The 24,526-nt window shown below is 70.0% G+C and carries 18 protein-coding genes; 9 read left to right on the forward strand and 9 right to left on the reverse strand.

Features of this window, described 5'->3' with window-relative positions:
• The first annotated feature begins 514 nt into the window (after positions 1-514).
• Positions 515-1,684, forward strand: a complete 1,170-nt coding sequence (locus MRBLWO14_RS05500; protein ID WP_341935448.1) for an RtcB family protein — start codon at positions 515-517, stop codon at positions 1,682-1,684.
• Between the two features lie 37 nt (positions 1,685-1,721).
• Here MRBLWO14_RS05500 and MRBLWO14_RS05505 read toward each other — a convergent pair whose 3' ends face one another.
• Both MRBLWO14_RS05505 and MRBLWO14_RS05510 read right to left on the reverse strand, forming a co-directional pair.
• Positions 1,722-3,176 (reverse strand): MFS transporter, encoded by a 1,455-nt coding sequence (locus MRBLWO14_RS05505; RefSeq protein ID WP_341935449.1) that lies wholly within the window; start codon positions 3,174-3,176, stop codon positions 1,722-1,724.
• A 58-nt stretch (positions 3,177-3,234) separates the two neighbouring features.
• Entirely contained in the window at positions 3,235-4,578 is a 1,344-nt protein-coding gene (locus tag MRBLWO14_RS05510) for a M20/M25/M40 family metallo-hydrolase (RefSeq protein WP_341935450.1), read from the reverse strand.
• A gap of 43 nt (positions 4,579-4,621) precedes the next feature.
• Here MRBLWO14_RS05510 and MRBLWO14_RS05515 point away from each other — a divergent pair, with 43 nt between their 5' ends.
• From MRBLWO14_RS05515 to MRBLWO14_RS05525, 3 genes are all read left to right on the forward strand, one after another.
• The gene (locus MRBLWO14_RS05515; RefSeq protein ID WP_341935451.1) at positions 4,622-5,629 is read left to right on the forward strand and encodes an FUSC family protein; all 1,008 of its coding nucleotides are present in this window, start codon (positions 4,622-4,624) and stop codon (positions 5,627-5,629) included.
• 60 nt (positions 5,630-5,689) lie between these two features.
• Positions 5,690-5,953: a thioredoxin family protein gene (locus tag MRBLWO14_RS05520; RefSeq protein ID WP_341935453.1), complete on the forward strand. Its 264-nt coding sequence runs from the start codon at positions 5,690-5,692 to the stop codon at positions 5,951-5,953.
• Positions 5,954-6,037: 84 nt separating this feature from the next.
• Positions 6,038-6,448 carry a VOC family protein gene (locus MRBLWO14_RS05525; RefSeq protein ID WP_341935454.1) on the forward strand — a complete coding sequence of 137 codons (411 nt, stop codon included), beginning with the start codon at positions 6,038-6,040 and terminating at the stop codon, positions 6,446-6,448.
• A 25-nt stretch (positions 6,449-6,473) separates the two neighbouring features.
• On the opposite strand, the gene thrC is transcribed toward MRBLWO14_RS05525, so the two are convergent.
• Positions 6,474-7,877, reverse strand: a complete 1,404-nt coding sequence (gene thrC, locus MRBLWO14_RS05530; RefSeq protein ID WP_341935455.1) for a threonine synthase — start codon at positions 7,875-7,877, stop codon at positions 6,474-6,476.
• Positions 7,878-8,383: 506 nt separating this feature from the next.
• On the opposite strand from thrC, the gene glgX reads away from it, so the two are divergent.
• The 3 genes from glgX to treZ are packed head-to-tail and all read left to right on the forward strand — an operon-like array spanning position 8,384 to position 14,693.
• Complete coding sequence (glgX, locus tag MRBLWO14_RS05535) at positions 8,384-10,594, forward strand: glycogen debranching protein GlgX (protein WP_341935456.1); 2,211 nt, start codon at positions 8,384-8,386, stop codon at positions 10,592-10,594.
• Complete coding sequence (treY, locus tag MRBLWO14_RS05540) at positions 10,591-12,939, forward strand: malto-oligosyltrehalose synthase (protein WP_341935457.1); 2,349 nt, start codon at positions 10,591-10,593, stop codon at positions 12,937-12,939. The genes glgX and treY overlap by 4 nt, the downstream gene beginning before the upstream one ends.
• A complete protein-coding gene (gene treZ / locus MRBLWO14_RS05545) occupies positions 12,936-14,693 on the forward strand; it encodes a malto-oligosyltrehalose trehalohydrolase (protein WP_341935458.1) in 1,758 nt (585 codons plus the stop codon). Before treY ends, treZ begins: the two co-directional genes overlap by 4 nt.
• Before the next feature lie 6 nt (positions 14,694-14,699).
• Here the strand turns inward: treZ and MRBLWO14_RS05550 are convergent, their stop codons facing one another.
• From MRBLWO14_RS05550 to MRBLWO14_RS05565, 4 genes are all read right to left on the reverse strand, one after another.
• Positions 14,700-15,176: a GNAT family N-acetyltransferase gene (locus MRBLWO14_RS05550; RefSeq protein ID WP_341935459.1), complete on the reverse strand. Its 477-nt coding sequence runs from the start codon at positions 15,174-15,176 to the stop codon at positions 14,700-14,702.
• Positions 15,177-15,286: 110 nt separating this feature from the next.
• Complete coding sequence (locus MRBLWO14_RS05555; RefSeq protein ID WP_341935460.1) at positions 15,287-15,667, reverse strand: hypothetical protein; 381 nt, start codon at positions 15,665-15,667, stop codon at positions 15,287-15,289.
• Positions 15,668-15,705: 38 nt separating this feature from the next.
• Positions 15,706-16,308 (reverse strand): response regulator transcription factor, encoded by a 603-nt coding sequence (locus tag MRBLWO14_RS05560; protein ID WP_341935461.1) that lies wholly within the window; start codon positions 16,306-16,308, stop codon positions 15,706-15,708.
• Positions 16,305-17,519, reverse strand: coding sequence for a histidine kinase (locus MRBLWO14_RS05565; RefSeq protein ID WP_341935462.1), 1,215 nt, complete (start codon positions 17,517-17,519; stop codon positions 16,305-16,307). The genes MRBLWO14_RS05560 and MRBLWO14_RS05565 overlap by 4 nt, the downstream gene beginning before the upstream one ends.
• A gap of 156 nt (positions 17,520-17,675) precedes the next feature.
• On the opposite strand from MRBLWO14_RS05565, the gene MRBLWO14_RS05570 reads away from it, so the two are divergent.
• The gene (locus tag MRBLWO14_RS05570; protein WP_341935463.1) at positions 17,676-18,209 is read left to right on the forward strand and encodes a small multidrug efflux protein; all 534 of its coding nucleotides are present in this window, start codon (positions 17,676-17,678) and stop codon (positions 18,207-18,209) included.
• An 84-nt stretch (positions 18,210-18,293) separates the two neighbouring features.
• On the opposite strand, the gene MRBLWO14_RS05575 is transcribed toward MRBLWO14_RS05570, so the two are convergent.
• Complete coding sequence (locus MRBLWO14_RS05575; protein ID WP_341935464.1) at positions 18,294-19,136, reverse strand: helix-turn-helix transcriptional regulator; 843 nt, start codon at positions 19,134-19,136, stop codon at positions 18,294-18,296.
• Between the two features lie 122 nt (positions 19,137-19,258).
• On the opposite strand from MRBLWO14_RS05575, the gene MRBLWO14_RS05580 reads away from it, so the two are divergent.
• Positions 19,259-20,203, forward strand: coding sequence for an SDR family oxidoreductase (locus MRBLWO14_RS05580; protein WP_341935465.1), 945 nt, complete (start codon positions 19,259-19,261; stop codon positions 20,201-20,203).
• Positions 20,204-20,333: 130 nt separating this feature from the next.
• Here the strand turns inward: MRBLWO14_RS05580 and MRBLWO14_RS05585 are convergent, their stop codons facing one another.
• A complete protein-coding gene (locus tag MRBLWO14_RS05585; protein ID WP_341935466.1) occupies positions 20,334-24,479 on the reverse strand; it encodes a PQQ-dependent sugar dehydrogenase in 4,146 nt (1,381 codons plus the stop codon).
• Positions 24,480-24,526 lie beyond the last annotated feature (47 nt).

Consider the following 24,526-nt stretch of genomic DNA (forward strand, 5'->3'; position numbering starts at 1 on the left):
AGGGCGGGCTGACGCGCGCACTTCCTCTGCACCGACAGCCGATCTCGCGGCTTGTCCACGGCTCGTGGAATCTCGGAATCCGTTGCGCCGGCCCCACGTCAGACTCGCCTGATCGGGAGGTGGTCGACAGCCGCATCGACGTCCTGGTCACCCGCATCGACGGCATCGATCGCGATGTGCAGGCCCTCGTGAAGCGCACGTTCGGTCTCGATCGCGAGTGACACCGGTACCGGACATTTGACGCCCGGGCGTGTCGTCCCCTACTGTGGCAAAGCTGCGCCGATCGGCCCAGCACGCCAGCCGAGGAGACGCCGGATGACCGCTCTGCGGAATCTTCCCATCGCAGCGGTGTCGTTGTTTCAGCAGAAGCACGATGACCGCTACGAGTCGTACCCTCCGGCGCGCGCCGTGTGACAGCATCCGCTCTCGCAACGCCCCGCACCGTCAGGTCCGGGGCGTTTTCCGTGTGGGAGACCCCTGACCTGTGACTGGACACCTCACAAGGAAAGGAATCATGGAGAGGCTCTCCGCACGGCTGCTGTCGTGGGCGTCTCTGATCGACGAGAAGACGCTCGATCAGGCGCACACCACGGCTCGCATGCCGTTCATCCACCCGCACCTGGCGCTGATGCCGGACGCTCACCTCGGAAAGGGGGCGACGGTCGGCTCGGTCATCCCGACGCTCGGCGCGATCATCCCCGCCGCCGTCGGCGTCGACATCGGATGCGGCATGATCGCCGTCCGCACCGCGTTCACGAGAAGCGACCTCGACAGTCGCGACCTCGCCGAGCTGCGGGAGCAGATCGAACGCGCCATCCCGCTGTCCGCCGGTCGCTACAACCGCAAGATCGTCGCGACCGCCGAGCCCCGGGTCGCCGAGCTCGAGCAGCTCGCCGAGAAGAACGGGTTCGACCCTGCGACGTACGCCGGGAACTGGCGCCTGCAGCTCGGCACGCTCGGATCCGGCAACCACTTCATCGAGGTCTCGGTGGACGAACTCGACCGCGTGTGGCTGTTCCTGCACTCGGGATCGCGGGGAGTGGGCAACCGGATCGCCGGCCACCACATCGGCGTCGCGCAGCGCCTCGCGAGACAGTGGTGGATCGATCTCCCCGACCCCGACCTGGCCTACCTCGTCGAGGGCACGCCCGAGTTCACCCGGTACATCAGGGAACTGCGGTGGGCTCAGCGCTTCGCCCTGCTGAACCGGGAGGAGATGATGGACCGCGTGATCCGCCAGGTCTCGGAGTTCCTCGGCTCGCCGGTGCAGGAGCAGGAGAGGATCAACTGCCACCACAACTTCACCGAGTCGGAGAAGCACTACGGCAAGCAGGTCTGGGTGTCTCGGAAGGGAGCGATCCAGGCCGACCTCGGTCGGCCTGGCCTCATCCCCGGATCGATGGGAACCGCGTCGTATGTCGTCGAGGGCCTCGGGGATCCGCAGTCGTTGAACTCCTCGCCGCACGGCGCAGGCCGCGAGTACTCACGGTCAGCGGCCCGGCGCACCTTCTCCCACGAGCAGCTGCGCGAGGCGATGACGGGCATCGAGTTCCGCGACACCGACGCGTTCGTCGACGAGATCCCGCAGGCCTATAAGCCGATCGACCGGGTGATGGCGGATGCGGCGAGCCTGGTCTCGATCCGGCACACGCTGCGGCAGCTCGTGAATGTGAAGGGCGACTGAACGGAGGGGTGGACGACGGGCGACGTCGTCCACCCCTTCAGAGCACGGGCGCGGCGGCAGCCTCGGCATCCGTCCTGTCGGTGAAAGCGGTCTTCGGCACGAAAGCGAGCAGTACGGCTGCCGCGAGGGCGGTCACGCCGCACACGACCCACACCGTCACGTAACCGGCGAACGATCCGGCTGTGCCCTCGACCGCGCCGGTGGCGCCGCCCAGGAGGGCGATTCCGAACACGCACGACGCGATCGCGCCGCCGACGGTCTTGACGGAGTTGGTGAGCCCCGTGGCGACGCCGGTCTGTGTCGCGGGAGCGGCCGACGCCGCCGCAGCGGGCAGCGCCGCCACCAGCGCTCCCGACCCGAGACCGACGACGATCATGTTCGCGACCACCTGCATGTACGCGGCGTGGAACGGCAGGAACAGGAGGAATCCGACGCCGACGAGCACCGAGGCGCCCATGAGCGTGATGCGCGGGGTGAGCGCACGGGCGATCACCGGGAACAGCAGGGCGCCGACAATCATGCCGATCAGGTAGATGCCGATGATCAGAGAGGTGGCGAATCCCGTGGTTCCGAGGCCGTACCCGTACATGTCCGGATCGGTCCGCGCGAACGTCGACAGAGGTGCCTGGGCACCCAGCACGCTGACGCCGAAGAGTCCTGCGGTGAGGAAGACCGGTCCGAGAGCCGGCGAGCGGAACATGCGCACGTCGATCAGCGGGTCGTCGGTGCGGAGCTCCCACAGCACGAACGGGATCACGAGCAGGATGCCGAGCAGCACCACGCCCCACGACAGCGGGTTGACGAGGCCGCCCTCCAGCCGCAGCAGGCTGAGTCCCCCCGTGAAGCAGATGAGCGCCAGCGAGATGAGGATCACGCCGACGGTGTCGAAGACGCCGCCGACCGGTTCCGGCGACTCGGTCACCCCGAACAGGATGACGAAGAAGCACACCACGATGAGCAGCGCGGGAATGAGCAGCACGACGGTGAGCGGGAGCACATCGATGAGCGCGCCACCGGCGAGCGCTCCGATGATGGCCCCCGCCTCGAGTGCGGCGACCAGGAGTCCTGCGGCCTTCGCGGTGATCGAGGCGCGGCCCTCCAGACGACGGGCACGCGACCAGATCAGCGCGATCTCGAGCGGCAGCCACACGACGTAGAAGCCCATCAGCGTCCACCCGATGAGGAACACGGCGAACGAATCGGTGAACGGCAGCACCATCGCGGCGGCAGCGGTCAGCGCGGTGGAGATCAGCAGCATCCGCTTGTGGCCGACCATGTCGCCGAGCTTCGCGAACGCCGGCACGACGAGCGCCGACAGCATCAGCTGCGTGCCCTCGAGCCAGTTGACGTCGGCGTCATGGATGCCGAGGTGCCGCGCGATGTCGCTGAGCATCGGGGTGTAGTACCCCTGCAGCACACCGCTGGTGAACTCGACGAAGGCGAGGAAGCCGACGACGGAGGCCAGAGTGCCCAGGGTGCGGGTGCGCGTCATCGCGACTCCTCGGTGACAAGGCGGGTCCGGTCGCGGGAGCGTCCGGGGACGGGTGAGATCACCCTAGCCGTTCGAGCAGCGCGCGATGGAAGCGCTCGCCGCGCTCGAGAGCCGCGATCTCGACGTGCTCGTCGACCCCGTGGATCGAGGCCCGCTGCGTGTTCGACATCTCCAGCGGCGCGAAACGATAGACGGCCGGGGCGAAGCGGTGGAAGTGCCGGGAGTCGGTCGCCGCCATCATCACGTACGGCACGGCGGGGATGCCGGGGTGGGACACGGCGAGCGCGTCGGCGAGCAGAGCGAACTGCGCGTTGTCGACCGCCGACTCGGGCGAGGGCTCGCTGGCGTCGACCACCGTGACCGTGACGAGCGGATCGCGGATGCGGCGGCGCACCCTCAGCACGGTCTGCTGCGTCGTCTCCCCCAGCGCGATACGGAGGTTCACGGTCGCCGACGCCTGCGAGGGCAGGACGTTCGCGGCCGTGCCGCCGGACTGCATGGTCGGCGCCACAGTGGTGCGCACGAGAGCCGCGGCTTCTCCTCCGAGCGCCGCGAACACCCGCCCCGTCAGCCAGGGCGCAGAGCCCAGCAGCCGCAGCAGGTGCCGGGCGGCGCCCGGCGTCTCGGCGGCGAACCGGGTCAGCATCCGCACGATCGCCGTCGAGACCCGCGGCCGGAAGGTCGTCGGCCCGAGGCGGTCCACCGCTCTCGCGACACGGCGCACGGCCGTCAGTGCCGGCGGCGCCGAAGCATGGCCGCCGTCGCCGCGGGCAGAGAGCCTGAGCGTCATGACACCCTTCTCGCCGACACCGATCATCGCGGCGCGACCGGGCACGAAGGGCAGCGGGGCGTCGACGACCGCACCTCCCTCGTCGACGACGAGCCACGGGACGATGCCGCGGTCGCGGAGCACGCGGGCGATCTCCTCCGCCGCGCGACCGAAGGTCTCCTCGTTGCCGCCGAACGAGAGGTAGACGTCTCGAGCAGGGGTGAACCCGTCGGCGAGGAGGTTCTCGACGGCTTCGAGCACGACGATGAGGGGCCCCTTGTCGTCGAGTGCGCCGCGCCCGTAGACGACACCGTCGGCGACGACACCGGCGAAGGGCGGGTGGGTCCAGGCGTCGCTCTCGTCGACCGGCACCACGTCGTAGTGCGCCATGAGCACGACGGGGTCCTCCGGGCGCCCCGCGCGTCCCCGCCAGTGAAGGAGCAGCCCGAGGTCGGTGTGCCGCTCGACGGTGAGAGCCTCGTGCGTCAACGGGTAGAGCTCACGGAGGAGGGCGACGAAGTCCTCGAAGGGCTGCATCCCGCGCGCATCGAGCTCGGCCGACACCGTCGGAAGCTGGATCATCCGCGAGAGGCGGTCGGCGATTCCGGGGCGGGGATCTGTCACGAGGGCCATGGTATCGGCGGAGACTCGTTCCGGAACGCGAGAGAATCGAGGAGTGAGCCTGTTCGCCTTCGCCCCGTCCCGCGGCCCGCGATGGCCCCTCGCCACACAGGCCGCACTGGGAATCGCCACACCGATAGCCATCATGACGCTGCTCGGTCAGCCGTCACTCGGCTACATCGCGGCATCCGGAGCGTTCACGGTGCTGTTCGCCGGCTCGGCGCCGACGATCGACCGGGCACGCGTGCTTCCGTTCGTCGCCATCGGCCTCATCGCCAGCGCAGCGCTCGGCGTCGCCGCGTCGGGCAGCCCCTGGCTGGTGAGCATCGGTGTCGTGGTCGTCGCGATCGCCAGCGCCGCGCTGTCGTTCGGTTTCCGCTTGGGGCCGCCGGGCCCTCTGTTCTTCGTGCTCGTGTTCGGGCTCTCCGCCCATGTCGCCGCCAGTTCTCCCGTGGCACCGCTCGTCTACCTGGCCGCCCTCGCCGGCGGGTGCGCCTTCTCGTACACGGTGGCGATGGCACCGCTGCTGCTACCCCGCGCGCGGTCTGAGAGTGCGCGTCCGCTGCGCGAGCTGCTCCCCGGGCCGTCGCTCGACGCCGACTCGCGCCTGCTGCTTCTCCGCGTCGCCATCGTGGCGGTGCTCGGCGTGCTCCTCGGTCTCGTCGTCGACCCGGCCCGCACCTACTGGATCGTCGGGTCGGCCGTCGCGGTGATCGGCATCGCCGCAGCCCGCCGGGCGGCCGTGCAGCGGGGTCTGCATCGGATGCTGGGCACGCTCGTCGGCGCTGGCCTGTATGCGCTGCTCGCCCTCTTGCACCCGAGCGGGCTGTGGCTGGCGCTGCTGCTCGGCGCTCTGCAGTTCGCGATCGAACTCGTCGTCGTACGCCACTACGCGCTCGCGCTCGTCTTCATCACCCCGCTCGTGCTCCTCCTCACGGGGGCTGCCACCGGCGACATCGGCTCGATGGGCGTGGCCGGCGAGCGCATCGTCGACACCGTGGTCGGGGCGGCTCTCGGCGCCGCATCCGGTTTCCTGCATCCGCGCGCGACCGCGCAGGCGTGACTGCATCGGGAACAGCCGCGGGCGGCACCCTGTTCTCCCCTGTGTGAGAGGACGACGAGCATGGAGCTGACTCTGGTGACGTCCGCGTTCTGCGGCGCCTGCGCGCGCACCCGCGCGGTGCTCGCGGAAGCGACCCGTTATCTTCCGGACGCGACGGTGACCGAGATCGACGTGGCCCTCGACCCCGACGCCGCGGAAGCGCTCGACATCCGCTTCACGCCCACCGTCATCATCCGCGATGCGGAGGGAACGCAGGTGTTCCGCGCGGAGGGCGTGCCCACCGTGCCGCAGGTGCTCACCGCGGCGGTCAAGGCTCTGCCCTAGCAGGGGCTCTTGCGCGCCTGGCCACCCGGGCGGACGATGTTCGTAGACCGGACCGATCCGGCCCGAACAGACCCGGGAGCAGTCATGGCGAACCTGAATCCGTATCTCTCGTTCCGCACCGAAGCGCGGCAGGCGATGGAGTTCTATCGGGATGTGCTCGGGGGTGATCTCGAGATCACCACCTTCGGGGAGTTTCCCGACATGGTGCAGGACCCGGACCAGGCGGACCTCGTGATGCACGCCCAGCTCACGACCGATGACGACCTCGTGCTCATGGCGTCGGACACACCGAACGGGATGACGTACGAGGCTCCAGCCGGCATCTCGGTCTCGCTGAGCGGCAACACCCAGGCGCGCACGCAAGAGGTGTGGGACGCGCTGTCCGCGGGCGCGACGGTCACGATGCCGCTCGACACCCCGCCGTGGGGAGGCACGTTCGGGATGCTCGTCGACCGCTTCGGCATCGCGTGGATGCTGCACGGCGACCCCGAATGACGGAGCCGCGGCCAGGCAGCAGCGTTCAGTGCAGCGCGTTCTCCACGATGAAGGCGCGCAGGGCCTGCTCGTCGTCGGCCATCTCGGTCACGTGCTGCGGGGCGTCGAGCATCTCGCGGAGCTCGTCCGAGTAGTCGAGCTTGATGCCGATCGCCTCGCGGATCGTGTCGGCGAACTTCTGCGGCTTCGCCGTCTCGAGCACCAGCATGGGGACACCCGACTCGACGTACTCGCGGGCCACCTTCACACCGTCGGCCGTGTGCGGGTCGATCACGTCGTCCGACGTCTCGTAGACCGAGCGGATCGTCGCGAGCCGATCGTCGTGCGTCGAGGTGCCGCTGACGATGCCGTACTCGTCGACGAAGCGCGCGAGATCGGCGGTGAAGTCGAAGTGGCCCTGCGTGTCGAGGTCGTTCCACGCGCTCACCACGCGGGCGGCATCGCGGCCGACGAGCTCGAAGATGAACCGCTCGAGGTTCGAGGCCTTCGAGATGTCCATCGACGGGCTCGACGTCGCCAGGGTCTGCGCGGCGCTCCGCGGACGGTACACGCCCGTGCGGAAGAACTCGTCGAGCACGTTGTTCTCGTTCGCGGCCAGCACGAGGCGGCGGATCGGGAGACCCATCTCCTTCGCGAAGAACCCGGAGAGGATGTTGCCGAAGTTGCCGGACGGAACCGTGAACGACACCTCGGTCCAGCCCCCGGCGTCCGTCGCCCGCAACCACGCCCAGAAGTAGTAGACGACCTGCGCGGTGATGCGGGCGAGGTTGATCGAGTTCACCGCTCCCAGGTGCTGCGTCCGCTTGAAGTCGAGGTCGCCAGCGAGTGCCTTGACGAGGTTCTGGCAGTCGTCGAAGACGCCGTCGATCGCGATGTTGTGGATGTTGTCATCGTCGAGGGAGAACATCTGCGCACGCTGGAACGTGCTCATGCGCCCCTGCGGCGACAGCATGAAGACCGAGATGCGGTCCTTGCCGCGCAGCGCGTGCTCGGCGGCTGATCCGGTGTCGCCCGAGGTCGCACCGAGCACGTTCAGCACGGCGCCCTTGCGCTCCAGCGCGTACTCGACGACCTGGCCGAGGAACTGCATGGCGAGGTCCTTGAACGCCAGCGTCGGGCCCTCGGAGAGTCCGACCAGCGTGAGGCCGCCGTCGATCTCGCGGAGCGGCACGACCTCCTCGGGGAACGGCGCGTAGGCGGCCGCCGTCATCCGGGCGAGATCCTCGCGCGGGATGTCGGTGGCGAACAGTCCGAGCACCTCGGTCGCCAGCTGCGGGTAGGTGAGGGCGCGCCAGCGCTCCAGCGTCTCCCCGTCGACCGTCGGCATCACCTCGGGCACGGCGAGACCGCCGTCGGGTGCGAGGCCTTCGAGCAGCGTCTCGCAGTACGGCAGCGGCTGCATGCCGCCTCGGGTGGAGATGTACTGCACGGGAGCTCCTCGGTTCGGGATCGGCACGGGATCTCCATTGTCGCAGGTGCGCCGTCGGTGGTTTCACGATCGACGCCCTCCGCCGAGGTCGGCGCCACAGCCCGGCCCGCTCCTCGGCGCCTGACCACGAGGTATAGCGCGTGTGTCGCTCCAAGGCAATGGGATATTCCTTCTCGTCCCGAACTCGTAGCGTGAGGCTCACCAACTACAGAACCGGGAGCACTCATGTCTGCGAACACCCCCACCGCACATGACCAACGCACGCAGACGCGGGATGTCCCCCCGCCGCCGGCCCCCGCTCCCGAGCCCCTGTATGAGCGCGTCGACATCGACCGCTACGTTGTGTTGCATGAGGGTCCCGTCGGATACATCGAGCACGTCGCCCCGGTCTTCGTCTGCTACGTCGGAGTGCCGTACCCCCGCGCGGAGGAGGTGGCGCAGGTGCACGATTTCCACGAAGCGGTGAAGACGGTCCTGCACCGCGCAGCGTCTGTTCGGCGCGCTCTGTGAGCCTCGAGGTCTGGCCCGGGTCGCCGTATCCCCTCGGGGCGACGTTCGACGGTCAGGGCACGAACTTCGCGCTGTTCAGCGAAGGAGCCGAGAGGGTCGAGCTGTGCCTGTTCGACGAGGACGGCACCGAGCACCGCGTGGAGCTCGAAGAGGTCGACGCCTTCGTGTGGCACGGCTACCTGCCGTCCATCCAGCCCGGTCGCCTCTACGGCTACCGCGTGCACGGACCGTTCGACCCCGCGCAGGGGCAGCGCTTCAACCCGAACAAGCTCCTGCTCGACCCGTACGCGAAGGCCGTCTCCGGCCGGCTCGACTGGGGCCAGCCGCTGTTCGGATACGACTTCGGCGAGCCCGACTCCCGCAACGACGAGGACTCGGCGGCGGCGATGGTGAAGGGCGTGGTCGTGAACCCGTTCTTCGAGTGGGCCGGCGATCGTCTGCCGAAGACCCCCTACGCCCAGACGGTCATCTACGAAGCCCACGTGAAGGGCCTGACGATCCAGCATCCCGACGTGCCCGAGGATCTCCGCGGCACCTACGCCGGCATCGCGCACCCCGCCGTCATCGAGCACCTGGTGCACCTCGGCATCACCGCCATCGAGCTCATGCCCGTGCACCAGTTCGTGCACGACTCGATCCTCGAGGAGAAGGGCCTGTCGAACTATTGGGGGTACAACACCCTCGGCTTCTTCGCGCCGCACAACGAGTACGCGTCGAGCGGTCAGCACGGCGAGCAGGTGCAGGAGTTCAAGGCCATGGTGCGCGCGCTGCACGCGGCGGGCATCGAGGTGATCCTCGACGTGGTCTACAACCACACCGCCGAGGGCAACCACCTGGGTCCGATGCTGTCGATGAAGGGCATCGACAACGAGGCGTACTACCGCCTCGAAGAGGACCGCCGCTACTACACCGACTACACCGGCACGGGGAACAGTCTCAACGCCGGAAACCCGCACGCGCTGCAGCTCATCATGGACTCGCTGCGCTACTGGGTGACCGAGATGCACGTCGACGGCTTCCGCTTCGACCTCGCATCGACCCTCGCCCGGGAGTTCTACGACGTCGACCGCCTCGCGGCGTTCTTCGAGCTGGTGCAGCAGGATCCGGTGGTCTCGCAGGTCAAGCTCATCGCCGAACCGTGGGACGTCGGTCCCGGTGGATACCAGGTCGGCAACTTCCCCCCGCAGTGGACGGAGTGGAACGGCAAATACCGCGACACCGTGCGCGATTTCTGGCGCGGAGAGCCGCAGGCGCTCGGCGAGTTCGCCTCGCGCCTGACGGGGTCCGCCGACCTCTACGAGCACTCGGGCCGCCGCCCCGTCGCGTCGATCAACTTCGTGACCGCCCACGACGGCTTCACCCTGCGCGACCTCGTGTCGTACGACGAGAAGCACAACGAGGCCAACGGCGAAGACAACAACGACGGCGAATCGCACAACCGGTCGTCCAACAACGGCGTCGAGGGTCCGACCGACGACGAGGGCATCAACCGGCTCCGCGCCCGACAGCAGCGGAACTTCCTCGCGACCCTGCTGCTGTCGCAGGGCGTGCCGATGATCGCGCACGGCGACGAGCTCGGCCGCACCCAGCACGGCAACAACAACGGCTACGCGCAGGACAACGAGATCACCTGGGTGGACTGGGAAGCGGCCGACCACCCGCTCATCGAGTTCACCGCCGCGCTCGCCCGGTTGCGTCGCAATCACCCGACGTTCCGTCGCAGCCGCTTCTTCGACGGGCGCCCCGTGCGCTCGGAGGACGGCGAGCGCACGCCCGACGTCGTCTGGCTGCGACCGGACGGCCGCCGCATGGAGCCGGAGGACTGGGACAACGGCTTCGGCCTCGCGGTCGGCGTGTTCCTGAACGGCCACGGCATCCGCGAGAAGGACCGCCGGGGCCAGCCGGTGTCGGATCAGAACTTCCTCGTCTACTTCCACAGCGGGACGGATGCCGTCGACGCGGTGCTCCCCGACGAGCGTCTGGGCAGCGGCTGGGACGTGGTCGTCGACACCTTCGGCGAGCGCGCAGGCGAGACCGGGCTCGCTCCCAGCTCGGCGGTCACGCTCGAGGCGACCTCGCTGCTCGTGCTGCGCGAGGCCGCGGAGGAGGAGCCGCCGACCGACGACTCCGTCGAAGCGTCGCTGCGCATGCAGACCGAGCGCGCCGAGGCTCCGGCTCCGGCGCCGACCCCGGAGCTCCCTCGATGACGCGGCGTCCGCTGTCGACGTATCGCCTGCAGATCCGCGCCGGATTCACGCTCGACGACGCCGCGGCGACGACGGAGTACCTGTCGGCGCTCGGTGCGTCGTGGGCGTACCTCTCGCCTCTGCTGGCTGCGACCCCGGGCTCGGACCACGGCTACGACGTCGTCGACCACTCGCGCGTCGACGAGTCGCGCGGCGGGCGGGAGGGCCTCGACCGGTTCGCCGCCGCGGCGCGCGCAGCGGGCCTCGGCATCCTCGTCGACATCGTGCCGAACCACGTCGGCGTCGGCAGTCCCCGCGAGAACCCGTGGTGGTGGGACGTGCTGCGTCTCGGCCGCGCATCGCGGCACGCCGTCGCGTTCGACGTCGACCGCCGCCTGGGCGACGGTCGCATCCGTCTGCCGATCCTCGGCTCGCCCGTCGACGACGTGCTCGCGGCCGGCGACATCGTCGTCGACACGACCCGGGCGGACGACGCGCCGGACGGCACCCTGCACTACTTCGAGCACGTGCTGCCCCTCGCCCCCGGCACAGGCGATCTCGCCGATGACCTGCCTGCGCTGCTCGACGCGCAGAACTACGAGCTGCGGTTCTGGGAGGACCAGAACGCCGAGCTGAACTACCGCCGGTTCTTCGCGGTGCCCGAACTGGCCGGCATCCGCGTCGAGCTCCCCGACGTGTTCGAGGAGTCGCACCGCGAGATCGTGCGCTGGATCACCGACGGTCTCGCCGACGGTCTGCGGGTCGACCACCCCGACGGGCTCGTCGATCCGGCCGGCTACCTCGAGAGCCTCGCGGATGCCACGGGCGCGGCCTACACGCTCGTCGAGAAGATCTTGGAACCGGGTGAGGAGCTGCCGTCGTGGTGGCGCACCGACGGGACCACGGGGTACGACGCGCTGGCCGAGATCGACCGCGTCCTCGTCGACGGCGACGGCGTCGCACAGCTCGACGTGCTCGACGCCCGCCTGCGCGAGGATTCGGGTCTGCCCGTGCTGGAGGACTGGCACGACCTCACCGTGTCGACGAAGCGCATGGTCGCCGAGACCATCCTGCAGTCCGAGGTGCACCGGCTCGTGCGGTCGCTGCCGCACGGCGTCGTCGCAGCGAAGTACGCCCTCGCCGAGATCATCGCCGGATTCCCGGTCTACCGGTCGTACCTCCCCGCGGGACGCGAGCACCTGCAGGACGCCATCGACGCGGCGGTCGCCCGCAGACCCGATCTCGCGGAGGCGATCGGCGAACTGACGCCGTTGCTCTTCGACACGGCGCTCGAGGTGTCGGAGCGCTTCCCCCAGGTGAGCGGCGCGGTCATGGCGAAGGGTGTCGAGGACACCGCGTTCTACCGGTTCACCCGGCTGGGCACGCTGACGGAGGTCGGCGCCGACCCGTCGATCGCGTCGCTGTCGGTCGAGGCGTTCCACGAGGCGCAACGCGCTCGACTGGCGTCCTGGCCGCACTCGATGACGACGCTGTCGACGCATGACACGAAGCGCTCGGAGGACGTACGAGCGCGCCTCGCCGTGCTCGCCGAGATCCCGGATCGATGGGCCGAAGTGCTGTCGGATCTCCGCACCGTCGCGTCGACCGGACACGGACCGTTCGACTCCCTGCTGTGGCAGGCGGCCGTGGGCGCGTGGCCGATCTCGACCGAGCGACTGCGAGAGTACGGGCTGAAGGCCGCGCGCGAAGCCGCAGAGGGCACCACCTGGCAGCATCCGGACGAGGAGTTCGAGAAGGGCGTCGTCGCGATCGCCGAGGCGGCGAACGGCGCGGCCCGCGGCATCCTCGACGGATTCGTCGGCGAGATCGTCGGCCACGGGCGCAGCAACTCGCTCTCCGCGAAGGTGCTGCAGCTCGCCGCACCCGGCGTGCCCGACGTCTATCAGGGCACCGAGCTGTGGGACCACTCGCTGGTCGACCCCGACAACCGCCGCCCCGTCGACTTCGCTGAGCGCGAGAGGATGCTGCGCAGCCTCGACGCCGACGTGGCTCGCGGTGCGCTGCCCCCGGTCGACGACTCCGGGCTCGCGAAGATGCTCGTCACCTCGCGCACACTGCGGCTCCGCCGCGACAACCCCGAGCTGTTCGACCGGTACCGCGCGGGCGTCGCCGCAGGGCCGGCATCCGATCACGTGGTCGCGATGGACCGCGGCGGCGTGCTCGCCGTCGCGACGCGTCTGCCGGTCGCGCTCGAGCGGCGCGGCGGATGGGGCGACACGGTGCTGCTGCGCCGCGACCTGCCCGCGACCGACGTCTTCACAGGGCGTCGCATCGAGCCGGGGCCCGTGCGGGTCGCCGAGCTGCTCGACACCTACCCCGTCGCACTGCTGGTGGACGAGCGATGATCGGCGTCTGGGCTCCCCGGGCCGAGCGCGTGCGCCTGCGACGCCTGACGCCGGGCGGCGCCGTGATCGGCGAGCACGAGCTCGCCCGCGACGATCGCCGCGAGGGCTGGTGGGTGTCGTCGCTCGACCTCCCCGAGGGCGAGCGATACGGGTTCGTGCTGGGCGACGGCGACGCCCTGCGCCCCGACCCCCGTTCGCTGCGTCAGCCGGGCGGCGTGCACGGTCCCTCGGCGGTGTTCGACACGGGCCTGTTCGAATGGGACGACTCCGACTGGACCGGTCGCCAGCTCGCCGGTGGCGTGATCTACGAGTTGCACGTCGGCACCTTCACGCCGGACGGCACGCTGGACGCGCTGATCGGGCGGCTCGACCACCTCGCAGGTCTCGGCGTCACCCACGTCGAGCTGCTCCCGGTCAACGCCTTCAACGGCCAGTGGAACTGGGGCTACGACGGCGTGCTCTGGTACGCCGTGCACGAGGGGTACGGCGGCCCTGCCGCGTATCAGCGGTTCGTGGAGGCTGCGCACGAACGCGGCCTCGCCGTGATCCAGGACGTCGTGTACAACCACCTCGGCCCGAGCGGCAACTACCTGCCCGAGTTCGGTCCGTACCTGCGCGACGGCCAGAGCAACACGTGGGGCGCGTCCGTGAACCTCGACGAGCACGAGGTGCGCGAGTACATCATCGAGAACGCGCTGATGTGGCTGCGCGACTTCCACGTCGACGGCCTGCGCCTCGACGCCGTGCACGCCCTGCACGACTCGAGCCCGACGCACCTGCTGCGTGAGCTCGCGGAGCGGGTCGATGCGCTCTCGGCGCATCTCGGCCGCCCGCTGACGCTGATCGCCGAGTCGGACATGAACGACCCGACGCTGATCCTGCCCCGCGAGGCCGGGGGCTACGGCCTCACCGCCCAGTGGTCGGATGACTGGCATCACTCCGCCCACGTCGCGCTGACCGGCGAGACCGCGGGGTACTACGAGGACTTCGCCGATCCCGAGGCGCTCGTGAAGGTGTCGCAGAGCGGGTTCTTCCACGACGGCACCTACTCGTCGTTCCGGGAGCGGAACCACGGCTCGCGGATCCCGGAGACGGTTCCCGCGTGGCGCCTGGTCACGTTCGCGCAGGACCATGACCAGATCGGCAACCGTGCTGCCGGAGACCGCCTGTCGGCGACGCTGTCTCCCGAGCGGCTCGCGGTCGCCGCGGTGCTGACCCTCACCACCCGCGGCACGCCGATGCTGTTCATGGGCGAGGAGTGGGGCGCGTCGACTCCGTGGCAGTTCTTCACCTCGCATCCCGAACCGGAACTCGGCCGGGCGACCGCTGAGGGACGCATCGCCGAGTTCGCGAAGATGGGCTGGGATCCGGCGCAGGTTCCCGACCCGCAGGATCCGGCGACCTTCGAGCGCTCGCATCTGCGCTGGGAGGAGCAGGAGGATCCCGCGCACGCGCGCCTGCTGTCGCTCTACCGCCGACTGACCGCGCTGCGACGCGAGCGATCCGAGCTCACCGATCCCGACATGACGCACACGCTGGCCGCCGTCGAGCACGCGGACGCGGCCCCGGACGCCCGGGCGTTCCGCATCGACAGGGGTGCAGTGGCCGTGCTCGTGAACCTCACCGGCACAGACGTCGACTTCGAGATCCGCCCCGGTGACTCGGTGCTGCTGGAGACCGCGGACTCCCGCCTGCAGGAGGACCGGATCACCCTCGGCCCCGACTCGGCCGCGATCGTCGGACCGCCGCTCTGAGCCTGGTCAGGGCGTGAGGTCCTTCGCGAAGCAGAGCGACAGGCCACTGCCGACATAGTGCCCGTACAGCGGAATCGCCGTGTATCCCTCGCGCGTGTAGAACCGCACGGCATCGGGTTGCGCTTCACCCGTCTCGAGCACGAGACGACGGATGCCGAGGCTGCGCGCCTCGTCCTCCAGACCGCGCAGCAGGGATGCGGCAGCACCGGTGCCCCGCGCCTCCGGCGCCGCGTACATGCGCTTGATCTCGGCGACCGCGTCTCCGAGCCCGGGTTCGTCGAGGGGGCGGAGGCCGCCGCAGACGATCGCCTCCCCCGCGGAGTCCCGCGCGAGGAGGAACACCGGGACGTCGTCCGCGGAGGGGATGATGCCGGGCTCGTGATCGTCGCTCCCGTACCGCTCGTCGAGCTCCCGACGCTGTGCAGCGCGCAGCCGCACGGCATCCGCGTGCTCCCAGTCGACACGGTGGATGGTCACGCCCATCTGTCCCTCTCCCTCATCGCTGTGCCCACGCTAGCCATGCGAGGTTTCGGCGATGTTGCGCGAGCGGGCGCGGCAGATCGCGGAGACCGTCACAGCGGCGGCGATGACTTCTAGGCCGGCGACATCGTCGCGCGGTATCCCGGCGACTGAGCGATCCGCCGCAACGTCTGGCGCGCGGCCGACCGCGAGACACCGACCCGCGAGGAGAACTCCCAGTCCTCGATGGCCTCCGGTCCGTGGAGCACCTCGTTGAGCGCGTTGACGATCGCGGTGAGGTCGTCCTCGCTCAGCACATACTCGTCGTTCGCCAGCCACTCGTCCTCGCGACCCATCCAGGACTCAGGCGGCAGCTGATACCGGCCGGCCGCCAGACAGTCCGAACACGCCCACACCTTCTCGGACGCCAGCCCCAACCAACGCGACTTCTCACGGGCGGTCTCGGTCAGCCCACCGAAGCACCAGTCGCAATACTCTTGGACGTTCTCGCTCATCGGACCAACGTATCGCCGCGTCGCAGCGGACGTGCGCTCTAGATCCAGCCGCGCTCCTCGGCGAGGAGTACGGCCTGCTGACGCGTGGCGACCGAGAGCTTCGCGAGCACGGCGGAGATGTGATTGCGCACGGTCCCCGGCGCGAGTGACAGGGCGCGGGCGATCTGCCCTGTCGTCTCCCCTCGTCTGCCGGCACGCAGCACGTCGAGCTCGCGGTCGGTGAGGGGCGAGCGCTCGTCGCTGAGCGCATCGGCCGCGATCTCGGGGTCCACGTAGCGCGCCCCCGCAGCCACGCGGCGGATGACGTCGGCGACCTCGTCGGCGCCGCGCGACTTCGGCAGGAACCCCGAGACACCCGAAGCGAGCGCTCGCCGCAGCACGCCGGGACGCGCGTGCCGGGTGACGACCACGCAGCGGGTGGCGATCGATCGGTTCAGACGCTCGGCGACCTCGACGCCGTCGAGACCCGGCATCTCCAGGTCGAGCAGGCACACGTCGGGGGTGAGCCGCAGCGCCTCGGCGACCGCCTGCTCGCCGTCTTCGCATTCGGCGACCACGTCGATGTCGCCCTCGAGTCGCAGCAGCGCGGCGAGCGCTGACCTGATCATCCCCTCGTCGTCGGCGAGCAGCACCCGGATCATCGCCGCCCTCCCTGTGGATCGTCCGTCGCCGGCACGGTGACGACGACCGCGAACTCGCCGCCCTCGTCTCGCACCTCGAGCGTGCCACCGGCCTCGGTGATGCGCCGTTTCACGCCGTCGAGGCCGGACCCCGTGTGCTCGCGCTGTGCGGCGGGGTCGACGTCGTTCACCACCTCGTACCGCCATTCGTCCCCCGCCCGCGCGAAGGTGAGCCGCGCGCGGCGTCCCGCGCCGTGCCGGAGCACGTTCGTGGTCGTCTCGCGGATCACGGGACCGAGCGCGGATGCCGGTGCCTCACCGGCATCCGGTGCGATCTCCGCCTCGACGGCGATGCCTGCGGCACTCAGCAGGTCGCGGGCGTTGGCGACCTCGTCGCCGAGCGGCACCGACCGGAACCGGGTGGCGAGGTCGCGCGTGCCCTGTCTGGCGTCGTCGACGCTGGCGCGGGCGGCACGGAGCTGGTCCAGTGCGGCGTCCGGGTCGCGCGCCATCAGCCGTTCGGCGAGCTCCAGCTGCAGCGCGATGACCTGCAGGTGATGCCCCTGCAGGTCGTGCACGTCTGTCGCGATGCGCAGACGCTCCTGCGTCGCGGCGAGGCGGGCCTCCGACGCGCGCGCCCGGTCGAGGGTGACGAGCACGTCCCACCACCACAGCGACGACACCGACATCGCCGGGATGACGATCGCGTAGAGCGTGGGGACCCAGTCGGAGACGCCACCGCCCAGAGCGCCGCGCGCACCGTCGATGAACGCGAAGCCGATCATCACGAGAGTGGCGAGGCCCACGACCCGCACCCGCACACCGCGCTGCCAGTTCAGCAGGACGACCGACTGGGCGACGGGCATGACCCCGAAGAGCCAGCTGTCGGCGGCGAGACCGGCCGCCACCCCGTAGGCGACGGCGACGAGCAGCGGCGCGGCGATCCGCGCCCACGGGAATCCCGGCCCGTTCTCGACCCGGTGCCGATACGCCGACAGCAGCACCACCGTCGACAGCAGCCAGACGATGCCGCCGATGCCGACCACGACGATCGCGATCGGGTCGACGGGGGTCGCGAGCACACGGAGCGCCCAGGCGAACACGAGGAACAGCTCGATGAAGACGACGGCGGTGACCGTGTACCACCAGGTCGCGGTGATGCCGCGGGCCAGCGCGCGCTCGCCGGGAGGCGGGTCGCCGAGCGGACCGGCGACGGCGGAAGGGCTGCTCACCCCTCCCACCATAGGGGCGTGACAGTTGTCATGGATGCCGCGTGCGAACCGTCCGGAAACCGGTGACGGTGCGACACTGCCGCAACATCCGCGGACGCGATGGACTGGTGTCATCAGGGCGGAGACACCGCCTCCCCAGAGCCACAGGAGCCCATCATGAACCTCGTCGAGACGTTCCAGAACCTCGTCGCGCAGGTCCCCGAACTCGTGCAGCCGCTCATCGTCGCGCTCGCCGGCGCGATCCCCTTCATCGAGGGCGAGGGCGCGGCCGCGATCGGCATCATCGGCGGCATCCACCCGGTCGTCGCGGCGATCGCGGCCATGGCGGGCAACTTCCTCTGCGTCGCGATCCTCGTGATCGCCGGCGCGGGGGCCCGCAAGGCGATCGTCACCCGCTCGCGCAACCGCGAGGCCGTCGCGGCCGGCGGCGGTTCGCTCGCCGAGGTGGATGCCGAGACCGACCGCGGCTCCGCGCGCCGCGCCAAGTTCCAGCGCGCGTTCGAGCGCTACGGCGTTCCCGGCGTGAGCCTGCTCGGCCCCCTGCTGCTGCCGACCCACTTCACCGCGACCATGCTCGCCGCCGCCGGCGTCGGCAAGGGCCGCGTGCTCATCTGGCAGGCCGCTGCGATCATCCTCTGGACCACGGCGGTGTCGATCATCGTCGGCGGCGCGGTCTACGCGATCCGCTGACGCGCGGTCTCCGCACCCCGGTCGCAGTTTGCGCCGTCGAGATCGCATCTCGGCGGCACGGACTGCGACCGGGGCAGGTGCGCCTCAGCGAGTCGTACGCGGCGCGAGCGTCGAGAGCAGCTGCAGCTTCTCGTGGCTCTCCGTGCCGGGCACAGCCGTGTACACGAGCAGCAGGTGCGACTGCACCGGGTCGACGAGCGTCTGGCAGGTGAGCTCGATCTCGCCGAGGTCCGGGTGCACGAATCGCTTCGTGTCGCGGGGGCGGATGCCGACCTCCTGTCGTTCCCACGCCGCGCGGAACTCCGCACTCCGCTCGGCGAGCAGGCGGGCGTACTCGGCCGCCCGCGACTGCGGACCCCGCAGCGACACCAGCTCACGGAGGCCGGAGGCCCAGAGCCGCACGAGGAAGTCGTGGTCGTCGGGGTGGTACAGCGCCCTCGTGCGCGCGTCGGTGAACCACCGGAACCCGAGACTGCGCGGCGGGCCGGTGAGAGCGGCCGTGTCTCCGGTCAGCGCGACGCCGAGCGGCGTCTGCCGCAGCGTCTCGCCCAGCTCGGTCACGATCTCGGCCGGGGTGTCTTCGAGCCGGTCGAGGATGCGCAGCATGCCGGGGCTGATGTGCTCCGAGCCGGCCCCGCCCTGCGGCGGACGATGCCCGGCCAGACGGAACAGGTGGTCGCGCTCATCGAGCGTCAGGTGCAGTCCCTGCGCGATCGACGACAGCATCTGCTCCGACGGCTGCGGACCGCTGCCCCGCTCGAGCCGCGCGAGATAGTCCGGCGACATATGGCTGAGCGCCGCGACCTCCTCCCGGCGGAGGCCCGCGGTGCGACGGCGGCTCCCCCGCGGCAGACCGACGTCTTCCGGCTGCAGCACCTCGCGGCGGTGGCGCAGGAACTCGGCGAGCGCGTCGCGGTCGATCGGCATGTGTCCCCCTGGTTCGTCTGATCGATCCTCACACGGTGCGCTCCCGGCATCCACTGATCGTCATGTCCTGGATACGGCGTCGTCACCTCGCGAGAGTGGACGAAGACACCGAGGAGCACACCATGCCACGACGCACCATCGACATCACCCTTCCTTCCCTGACCGGCCGACGCGCCGTCGTCACCGGCGGCAGCGACGGCATCGGCCTGCGCATCGCCACCCGGCTCGCACGAGCGGGCGCCGAGGTGATCCTGCCGGTGCGCAACAGCACGAAGGGGGATGCCGCGGTGCGCTCGATCCGCGCCGACACCCCCGCCGCAGAGGTGCGCACACTGCCGCTCGACCTCTCGTCACTGGAGTCGGTCGAGTCGTTCGGCGCCGCCATGCGTGCCGAGGGCGCACCCATCCACCTGCTGGTGAACAACGCGGGCGTCATGACGCCTCCGGAGCGTCAGACCACGGCCGACGGCTTCGAGCTGCAGTTCGGCACGAACCACCTGGGGCACTTCGCGCTCGTCGCGCACCTGCTGCCGCTCCTGCGCGAGGGCCGGGCGCGCGTGACCACCCAGATCAGCGTCTCGGCGAACCAGGGGGCGATCAACTGGGACGACCCGAACTGGGAGACGTCGTATCGCGGCGGCCGGGCCTACAGCCACTCGAAGATCGCGTTCGGACTGTTCGGCCTCGAACTCGAACGACGCAGCCGGGCGCGGGACTGGGGTATCACCAGCAACCTCGCGCATCCCGGCGTCGCGCCGACGAGCCTGCTCGCCGCCCGCCCGGAACTCGGCCGCGCCGAGGACGGTTTCGACGTGCGCCTGATCCGCTGGCTGTCGGCGCGCGGCATCCTGCTGGGGACTCCGGAGTCCGCCGCGCTGCCCGCGCTCTACGCCGCCGTGTCTCCCGACGCGCGTGGCGGAGCGTTCTGCGGTCCGAGCGGACCCGCTCACCTCGGCGGCGCTCCCGCCGAGCAGCCGTTGTACTCGCGACTGCGGAGCGAGGACGACGCTCGCCGCATCTGGACGCTGTCGGAAGAGCTCACGGGCGTCGAGTACCCGCGGAGCTGACCGCGTTTCGTCTCGTCGCTGCGCTCCTCGCTCAACGACCCGCGGGAAGGGGACGTCGCTGCGCGCCTCGCTCAACGACCCGCGGGGAGAGACCCGGGGTCGTTGAGCGAGCGCAGCGAGACGGAACGCGCTACACCGTCAGAGTGAATCGGACGGTGGTCGCGTTGCCGGCGACGTCGCGCACCACGAGCGTGTTGTCGCCGGCCACGGCGCCCATCGACCCGGCGACGACGTTGTTCACGTCCGACCAGACGGCATCCGTGAGGTTCTTCACGGCACCGTTCACCACGACGAGGTCGACCTTGCCCGGATCGTGCAGCTTGAACGACACCGCGCTGTAGGCCCCGGTCGGGGTCGCTCCGCCCTTCACCGTGACGGTGGGCGGAGTGACGTCGAGCGTGAAGGTGACGGTCGTGGCGTTGCCGGCGAGGTCGGACAGCACGAGGGTGTTCGATCCCTCGACGGCACCGAAGGCCCCGGGGACCACGCCGTTGAGGTCGGACCAGACGGCATCCGTGAGGTCCTTCTCCACACCGTTCAGCGTCAGGCGGTCGATCCGGCCCTCGTCGTGGAGCTTGAACGACACCCTGCTGTAGACGCCGTCGCGTCCGACCGTCGCGCCCGCTTCGCTCTTGACGGTGACGCCGGGGGCGACGTCGTCGACAGTCGCCGCGGTGACCGTCAGGTCGCGCAGCCGACCGACGTTGTCGAACGAGCCGAAGCCCACTCGCCCGGTGGGGAAGGTCGTGTCGGTCGCGGTCAGCAGCGGCGACGGCAGACCGTCGAGGTAGACGGCGACCTGACCGGTGTCGGCGCACCGGATGAGCCGCACGTCGTGCCACTCCTCGTCGGTCACCGCCGGTGGAGCGCCGATCGTGCCGTTCCACTGATCGTCGATGCGGACGCGGTCGGCCCCGTCGACCTTGAAGATGCCGTTGTGCGGGTAGATCGTGTTGTCCTTCGACAGGTGGGCGTAGTAGTACTCCGTGTCGGACTGCCAGCCGAAGACGACGATGACGTCGCGGTTGTTGACCGACGCCTTCTCGTCGAGACGCACCTGCGCGGTGAGGTCGAACGAGCCGAGCTCGTCGCCCTCGGTCAGCACGGCGTACTCGAAGGGACGGCGGATGCCGTCGCCCGGGTCGGTTCCCGGCTCCGTGAGCACGATCTCGTCGCCGGGGAAGTCCCACTTCGCAGGGGTGCGCGGCGCCCAGTTCGCGGCATCCATGACGTCGGTGATGACCTCGCCGTCCGGCGTGCACGGGGCGGGCGCCGGCGGCTCGCTCGGCGCGGCGCCGTAGAGCGCGTACTGCGCGGCGATCTGCTCGGCCGTCGGCACGGTGTCGAGCAGCATCACGTCGTCCATGCGTCCGTGGAACGGGTTCGCCTCCCTCGTGTTCTGCGGGAAGCTGCCGCCGATCTTGATGCCTGCTGGTGCGGTGTCGGACGTCGCGCCCCCACCCCAGGGGTTGGATGCCGTGTACCGGCCCGCCAGCTCCTCGCCGTTCATGAACAGCTTCATCTCGCCGGCGGCGAAGTCGAACGTCGCGGCGAGGTGCACCCACTGCCCCTTCTTCAGGATCTCGTCCCAGGGCAGGTCGGCCGCGAAGGTCCACGACCCTCCCCCGTCGACCCGGCGACCGAGGGCGACGAGCTTGAGCTCGCCGTCGACCGTGATGACTTCGAGCAGAGCACGCACCGCATGTCCGTCCGAGGTTCCGGTGAGCACACCGGCGAGTCCGATCGCGTTGTAGACGTCGTCGGGGTTCGCGGTGTTCGAGTTCGGCGCCGGGTGGTCGCCGGTCGGCTTGAACCATCCCATCACCGACACCTGCTCGGCCCCGGCGAACGCCGAGAGCGAGTCGACACCCGAGGAGTCGTAGACGCCCGCCTTCCAGTCGTCGTTCGACGCGGTGCGCGGACTCATCTGCTGCGTCTGCAGGGCCCTGCCCGCGCCGGGGTACGCGCTGTCGGCGACGCGCATCTCCACACCGCCGTTGATGAGCGCGATGTCGGTGCCCGAGCGCCCCTGGTCGACCTCGACCGTCGGGTTCGCGGTGTCGGCATGGTCGAAGTCGTGGTGGGTCACGACGTTCGGCGCCAGCTCGGGAAGCACGAACGGCGAAGCCGGGGCGCCCGCATCGCGCGCACCGGTCACCTTCCAGATCTTCCCGTTGGCCTTCGACACGAGGTACAGCTCGCCGTCGGCATCCGATCCGAACCGCAGGTCGACGCGCGTGTCGCCGACGAGTTCCTGGAACGTCGTCTCGACGCCGTCGGCGAAGACCCGCAGCTGTTCGATCGTCGCCAGGTCGTCGATGTCGCCGTCGTTGCGGACCATCTCGTCGGCCTGCGTCGAGAGCACCCAGCCGCGCACGAGATCGGTGAACAGATAGCGCCCCTGCAGCTCGGCGATGTCGCCGCGGTAGACGAACCCGCCGTTCACCGCGACTCCGGCGTCACCGGTCTGACCTGGATCGCGATTGTGGTCGTACGCCGCGACCGGGTACGTGAATCCGTACTGCGCGTCGTCGGCGGGGAGCGGGAAGATCTGCCGGTTCTCGGCGAGGAACGATCCCTCCCGCACCGACCATCCGAAGTTGTCGCCCGGCTCGACGGCGTAGATCGACTCGACCTGCCACTCGCCGATGTGGGCGAGGTACATGGTGTGGTCTCCCTCGGGGTCCCAGCTGATGCGGTGCGGGTCGCGCAGCCCCAGCGCATAGATCTCGGGGAGGGCTCCGGCCTGTCCGACGAACGGGTTGTCGGCGGGAACGCCGTACTCGCCGTTCGCGCTGTCGGATCCGGTCGGGTCGATGCGCAGCACCTTGCCCTGCGGCGTCGCGAGGTCCTGCGGGTTGCCGTTGCCGACGCCGTTGCCGCCGTCTCCGACGAGGATGTACAGGATGCCGTGCTCGGCACTGCCCGGCTCGGCGGTCGGGTTGAACGCGATCTGCTGCACGGTGTGCACGCGGCCGCCGAAGGGGATGCGCATGATCTCGCGGTGGGTACCCGCGAAGGTCTCGGCGGAGGGATCGGTGGCCTTCCACTCGGTGATGACGCTGTGGAACTGCGTGTTGCCGTAGGCGGGGAAGTCGGGGGCATCCTCGGTCAGCGCCGTTCCGCCCTCGGTGTGCACCGTGTAGAACAGGCCGTTGTCGGCGAAGTCGGGATGGAACTCCGCGGCGCCGAGCCCGGTGCCGAGCCCCGCGCTGTTGTGGAAGTTGTCGACGAACTGATCCCGCACGTTCAGATACGGCACGTACTCGCCCGACGCCTTGTCGACGAGGTAGAGGATCGCGTTGTTGTCCGGCACCATCAGGCGACCCGATCCGTCCGGCACCTCGTCGAGGTGCGTGATGCGGTTGTGCCGCACGAGACGCGGATCCTGCGTGGCCGGGGTGGTCTGCGACGCCGGCAGCTGCGCGAGCTCCGTGACCTCGATGCCGAGGGAGGCGAGCTGGGGGTCGGGCAGCGGGTTGAGCAGCGGCTGAGCCGGCGTCTCCCCCGGTGCGCAGTCGCCGTCATTGCCGGTGGCGATCGCGAGGTTCTCGCGGGCGGTGTCGACCGCGACGTCGTCGAGCAGCAGGCGACCGGCGCTCGATGAGCCGTTCTTCCAGAAGAAGCGGTCGAGCGAGCCGTCGACGGCCTGACGGAACCCGAACTGCTCCTCGGTGCCCTCCGGCAAACGGGTGATCTGCTCGTACGGGCCGCCCTGACTGTAGACGGCGACCTGGTCGTTCGCGTTGTCGGCGACGATCCACACGCACTGCCAGGCGTCACGCGACCACACGCCGGCGGGCTGGAACGCCCCTCCGTCACGGACGCGCAGCACGTCGTCGTTCTGGTTGTTCACGTAGGCGCGGCTGTGGGTGTAGTCGTTCGGAGCGTCGACGTCGGTGAGGCCGAACGAGGTGTCGACGCTGCCGATGCGCAGGAAACGGAAGAACAGCGTGCCGGTGTCGCCCTCGGCGATCGCCGGGATCTCCCGGTAGGCCTGCTGCCCTCCGCCGACCGATTCGACCACCTGGTTGTTGCCGTTCAGCGGATCGGCGACCACCTGCGGCGCGGTCGAGGCGACCCATCCGTCCTGACCGTTCAGGGTCGTGCGCTGGTAGTCCTCGAAGTCGATCAGCTCGGTGAACGGCTCGGCGGCCGCGGCCGGGGATGCGGCGAGCAGCCCACCCGCCATGATCGCGGCGACCGCTCCGGCGGCCACGGGTCTGCGTGCTCGGCGGGTCGGCGGAGCACCGCCCGTCCGTCGGTTCGTGCTCATCGATCGCATGCTTCGTTCCTGCATCGGAGACCTCTCAACGTCGTCGT

This window comes from Microbacterium sp. LWO14-1.2 (assembly GCF_038397715.1).
Lineage (GTDB): Bacteria > Actinomycetota > Actinomycetes > Actinomycetales > Microbacteriaceae > Microbacterium.

What these genes read in the sequence shown, in the direction of transcription:
- MRBLWO14_RS05525 (WP_341935454.1), top strand. Translation starts at nt 6,038, where the DNA reads ATGGCGAACCTGAATCCGTATCTCTCGTTCCGCACCGAAGCGCGGCAG.
- MRBLWO14_RS05555 (WP_341935460.1), bottom strand. Translation starts at nt 15,667, where the DNA reads ATGAGCGAGAACGTCCAAGAGTATTGCGACTGGTGCTTCGGTGGGCTG.
- MRBLWO14_RS05505 (WP_341935449.1), bottom strand. Translation starts at nt 3,176, where the DNA reads ATGACGCGCACCCGCACCCTGGGCACTCTGGCCTCCGTCGTCGGCTTC.
- MRBLWO14_RS05560 (WP_341935461.1), bottom strand. Translation starts at nt 16,308, where the DNA reads ATGATCCGGGTGCTGCTCGCCGACGACGAGGGGATGATCAGGTCAGCG.
- MRBLWO14_RS05520 (WP_341935453.1), top strand. Translation starts at nt 5,690, where the DNA reads ATGGAGCTGACTCTGGTGACGTCCGCGTTCTGCGGCGCCTGCGCGCGC.
- MRBLWO14_RS05500 (WP_341935448.1), top strand. Translation starts at nt 515, where the DNA reads ATGGAGAGGCTCTCCGCACGGCTGCTGTCGTGGGCGTCTCTGATCGAC.
- MRBLWO14_RS05580 (WP_341935465.1), top strand. Translation starts at nt 19,259, where the DNA reads ATGCCACGACGCACCATCGACATCACCCTTCCTTCCCTGACCGGCCGA.
- MRBLWO14_RS05585 (WP_341935466.1), bottom strand. Translation starts at nt 24,479, where the DNA reads ATGAGCACGAACCGACGGACGGGCGGTGCTCCGCCGACCCGCCGAGCA.
- MRBLWO14_RS05570 (WP_341935463.1), top strand. Translation starts at nt 17,676, where the DNA reads ATGAACCTCGTCGAGACGTTCCAGAACCTCGTCGCGCAGGTCCCCGAA.
- treZ (WP_341935458.1), top strand. Translation starts at nt 12,936, where the DNA reads ATGATCGGCGTCTGGGCTCCCCGGGCCGAGCGCGTGCGCCTGCGACGC.
- MRBLWO14_RS05575 (WP_341935464.1), bottom strand. Translation starts at nt 19,136, where the DNA reads ATGCCGATCGACCGCGACGCGCTCGCCGAGTTCCTGCGCCACCGCCGC.
- MRBLWO14_RS05550 (WP_341935459.1), bottom strand. Translation starts at nt 15,176, where the DNA reads ATGGGCGTGACCATCCACCGTGTCGACTGGGAGCACGCGGATGCCGTG.
- MRBLWO14_RS05510 (WP_341935450.1), bottom strand. Translation starts at nt 4,578, where the DNA reads ATGGCCCTCGTGACAGATCCCCGCCCCGGAATCGCCGACCGCCTCTCG.
- treY (WP_341935457.1), top strand. Translation starts at nt 10,591, where the DNA reads ATGACGCGGCGTCCGCTGTCGACGTATCGCCTGCAGATCCGCGCCGGA.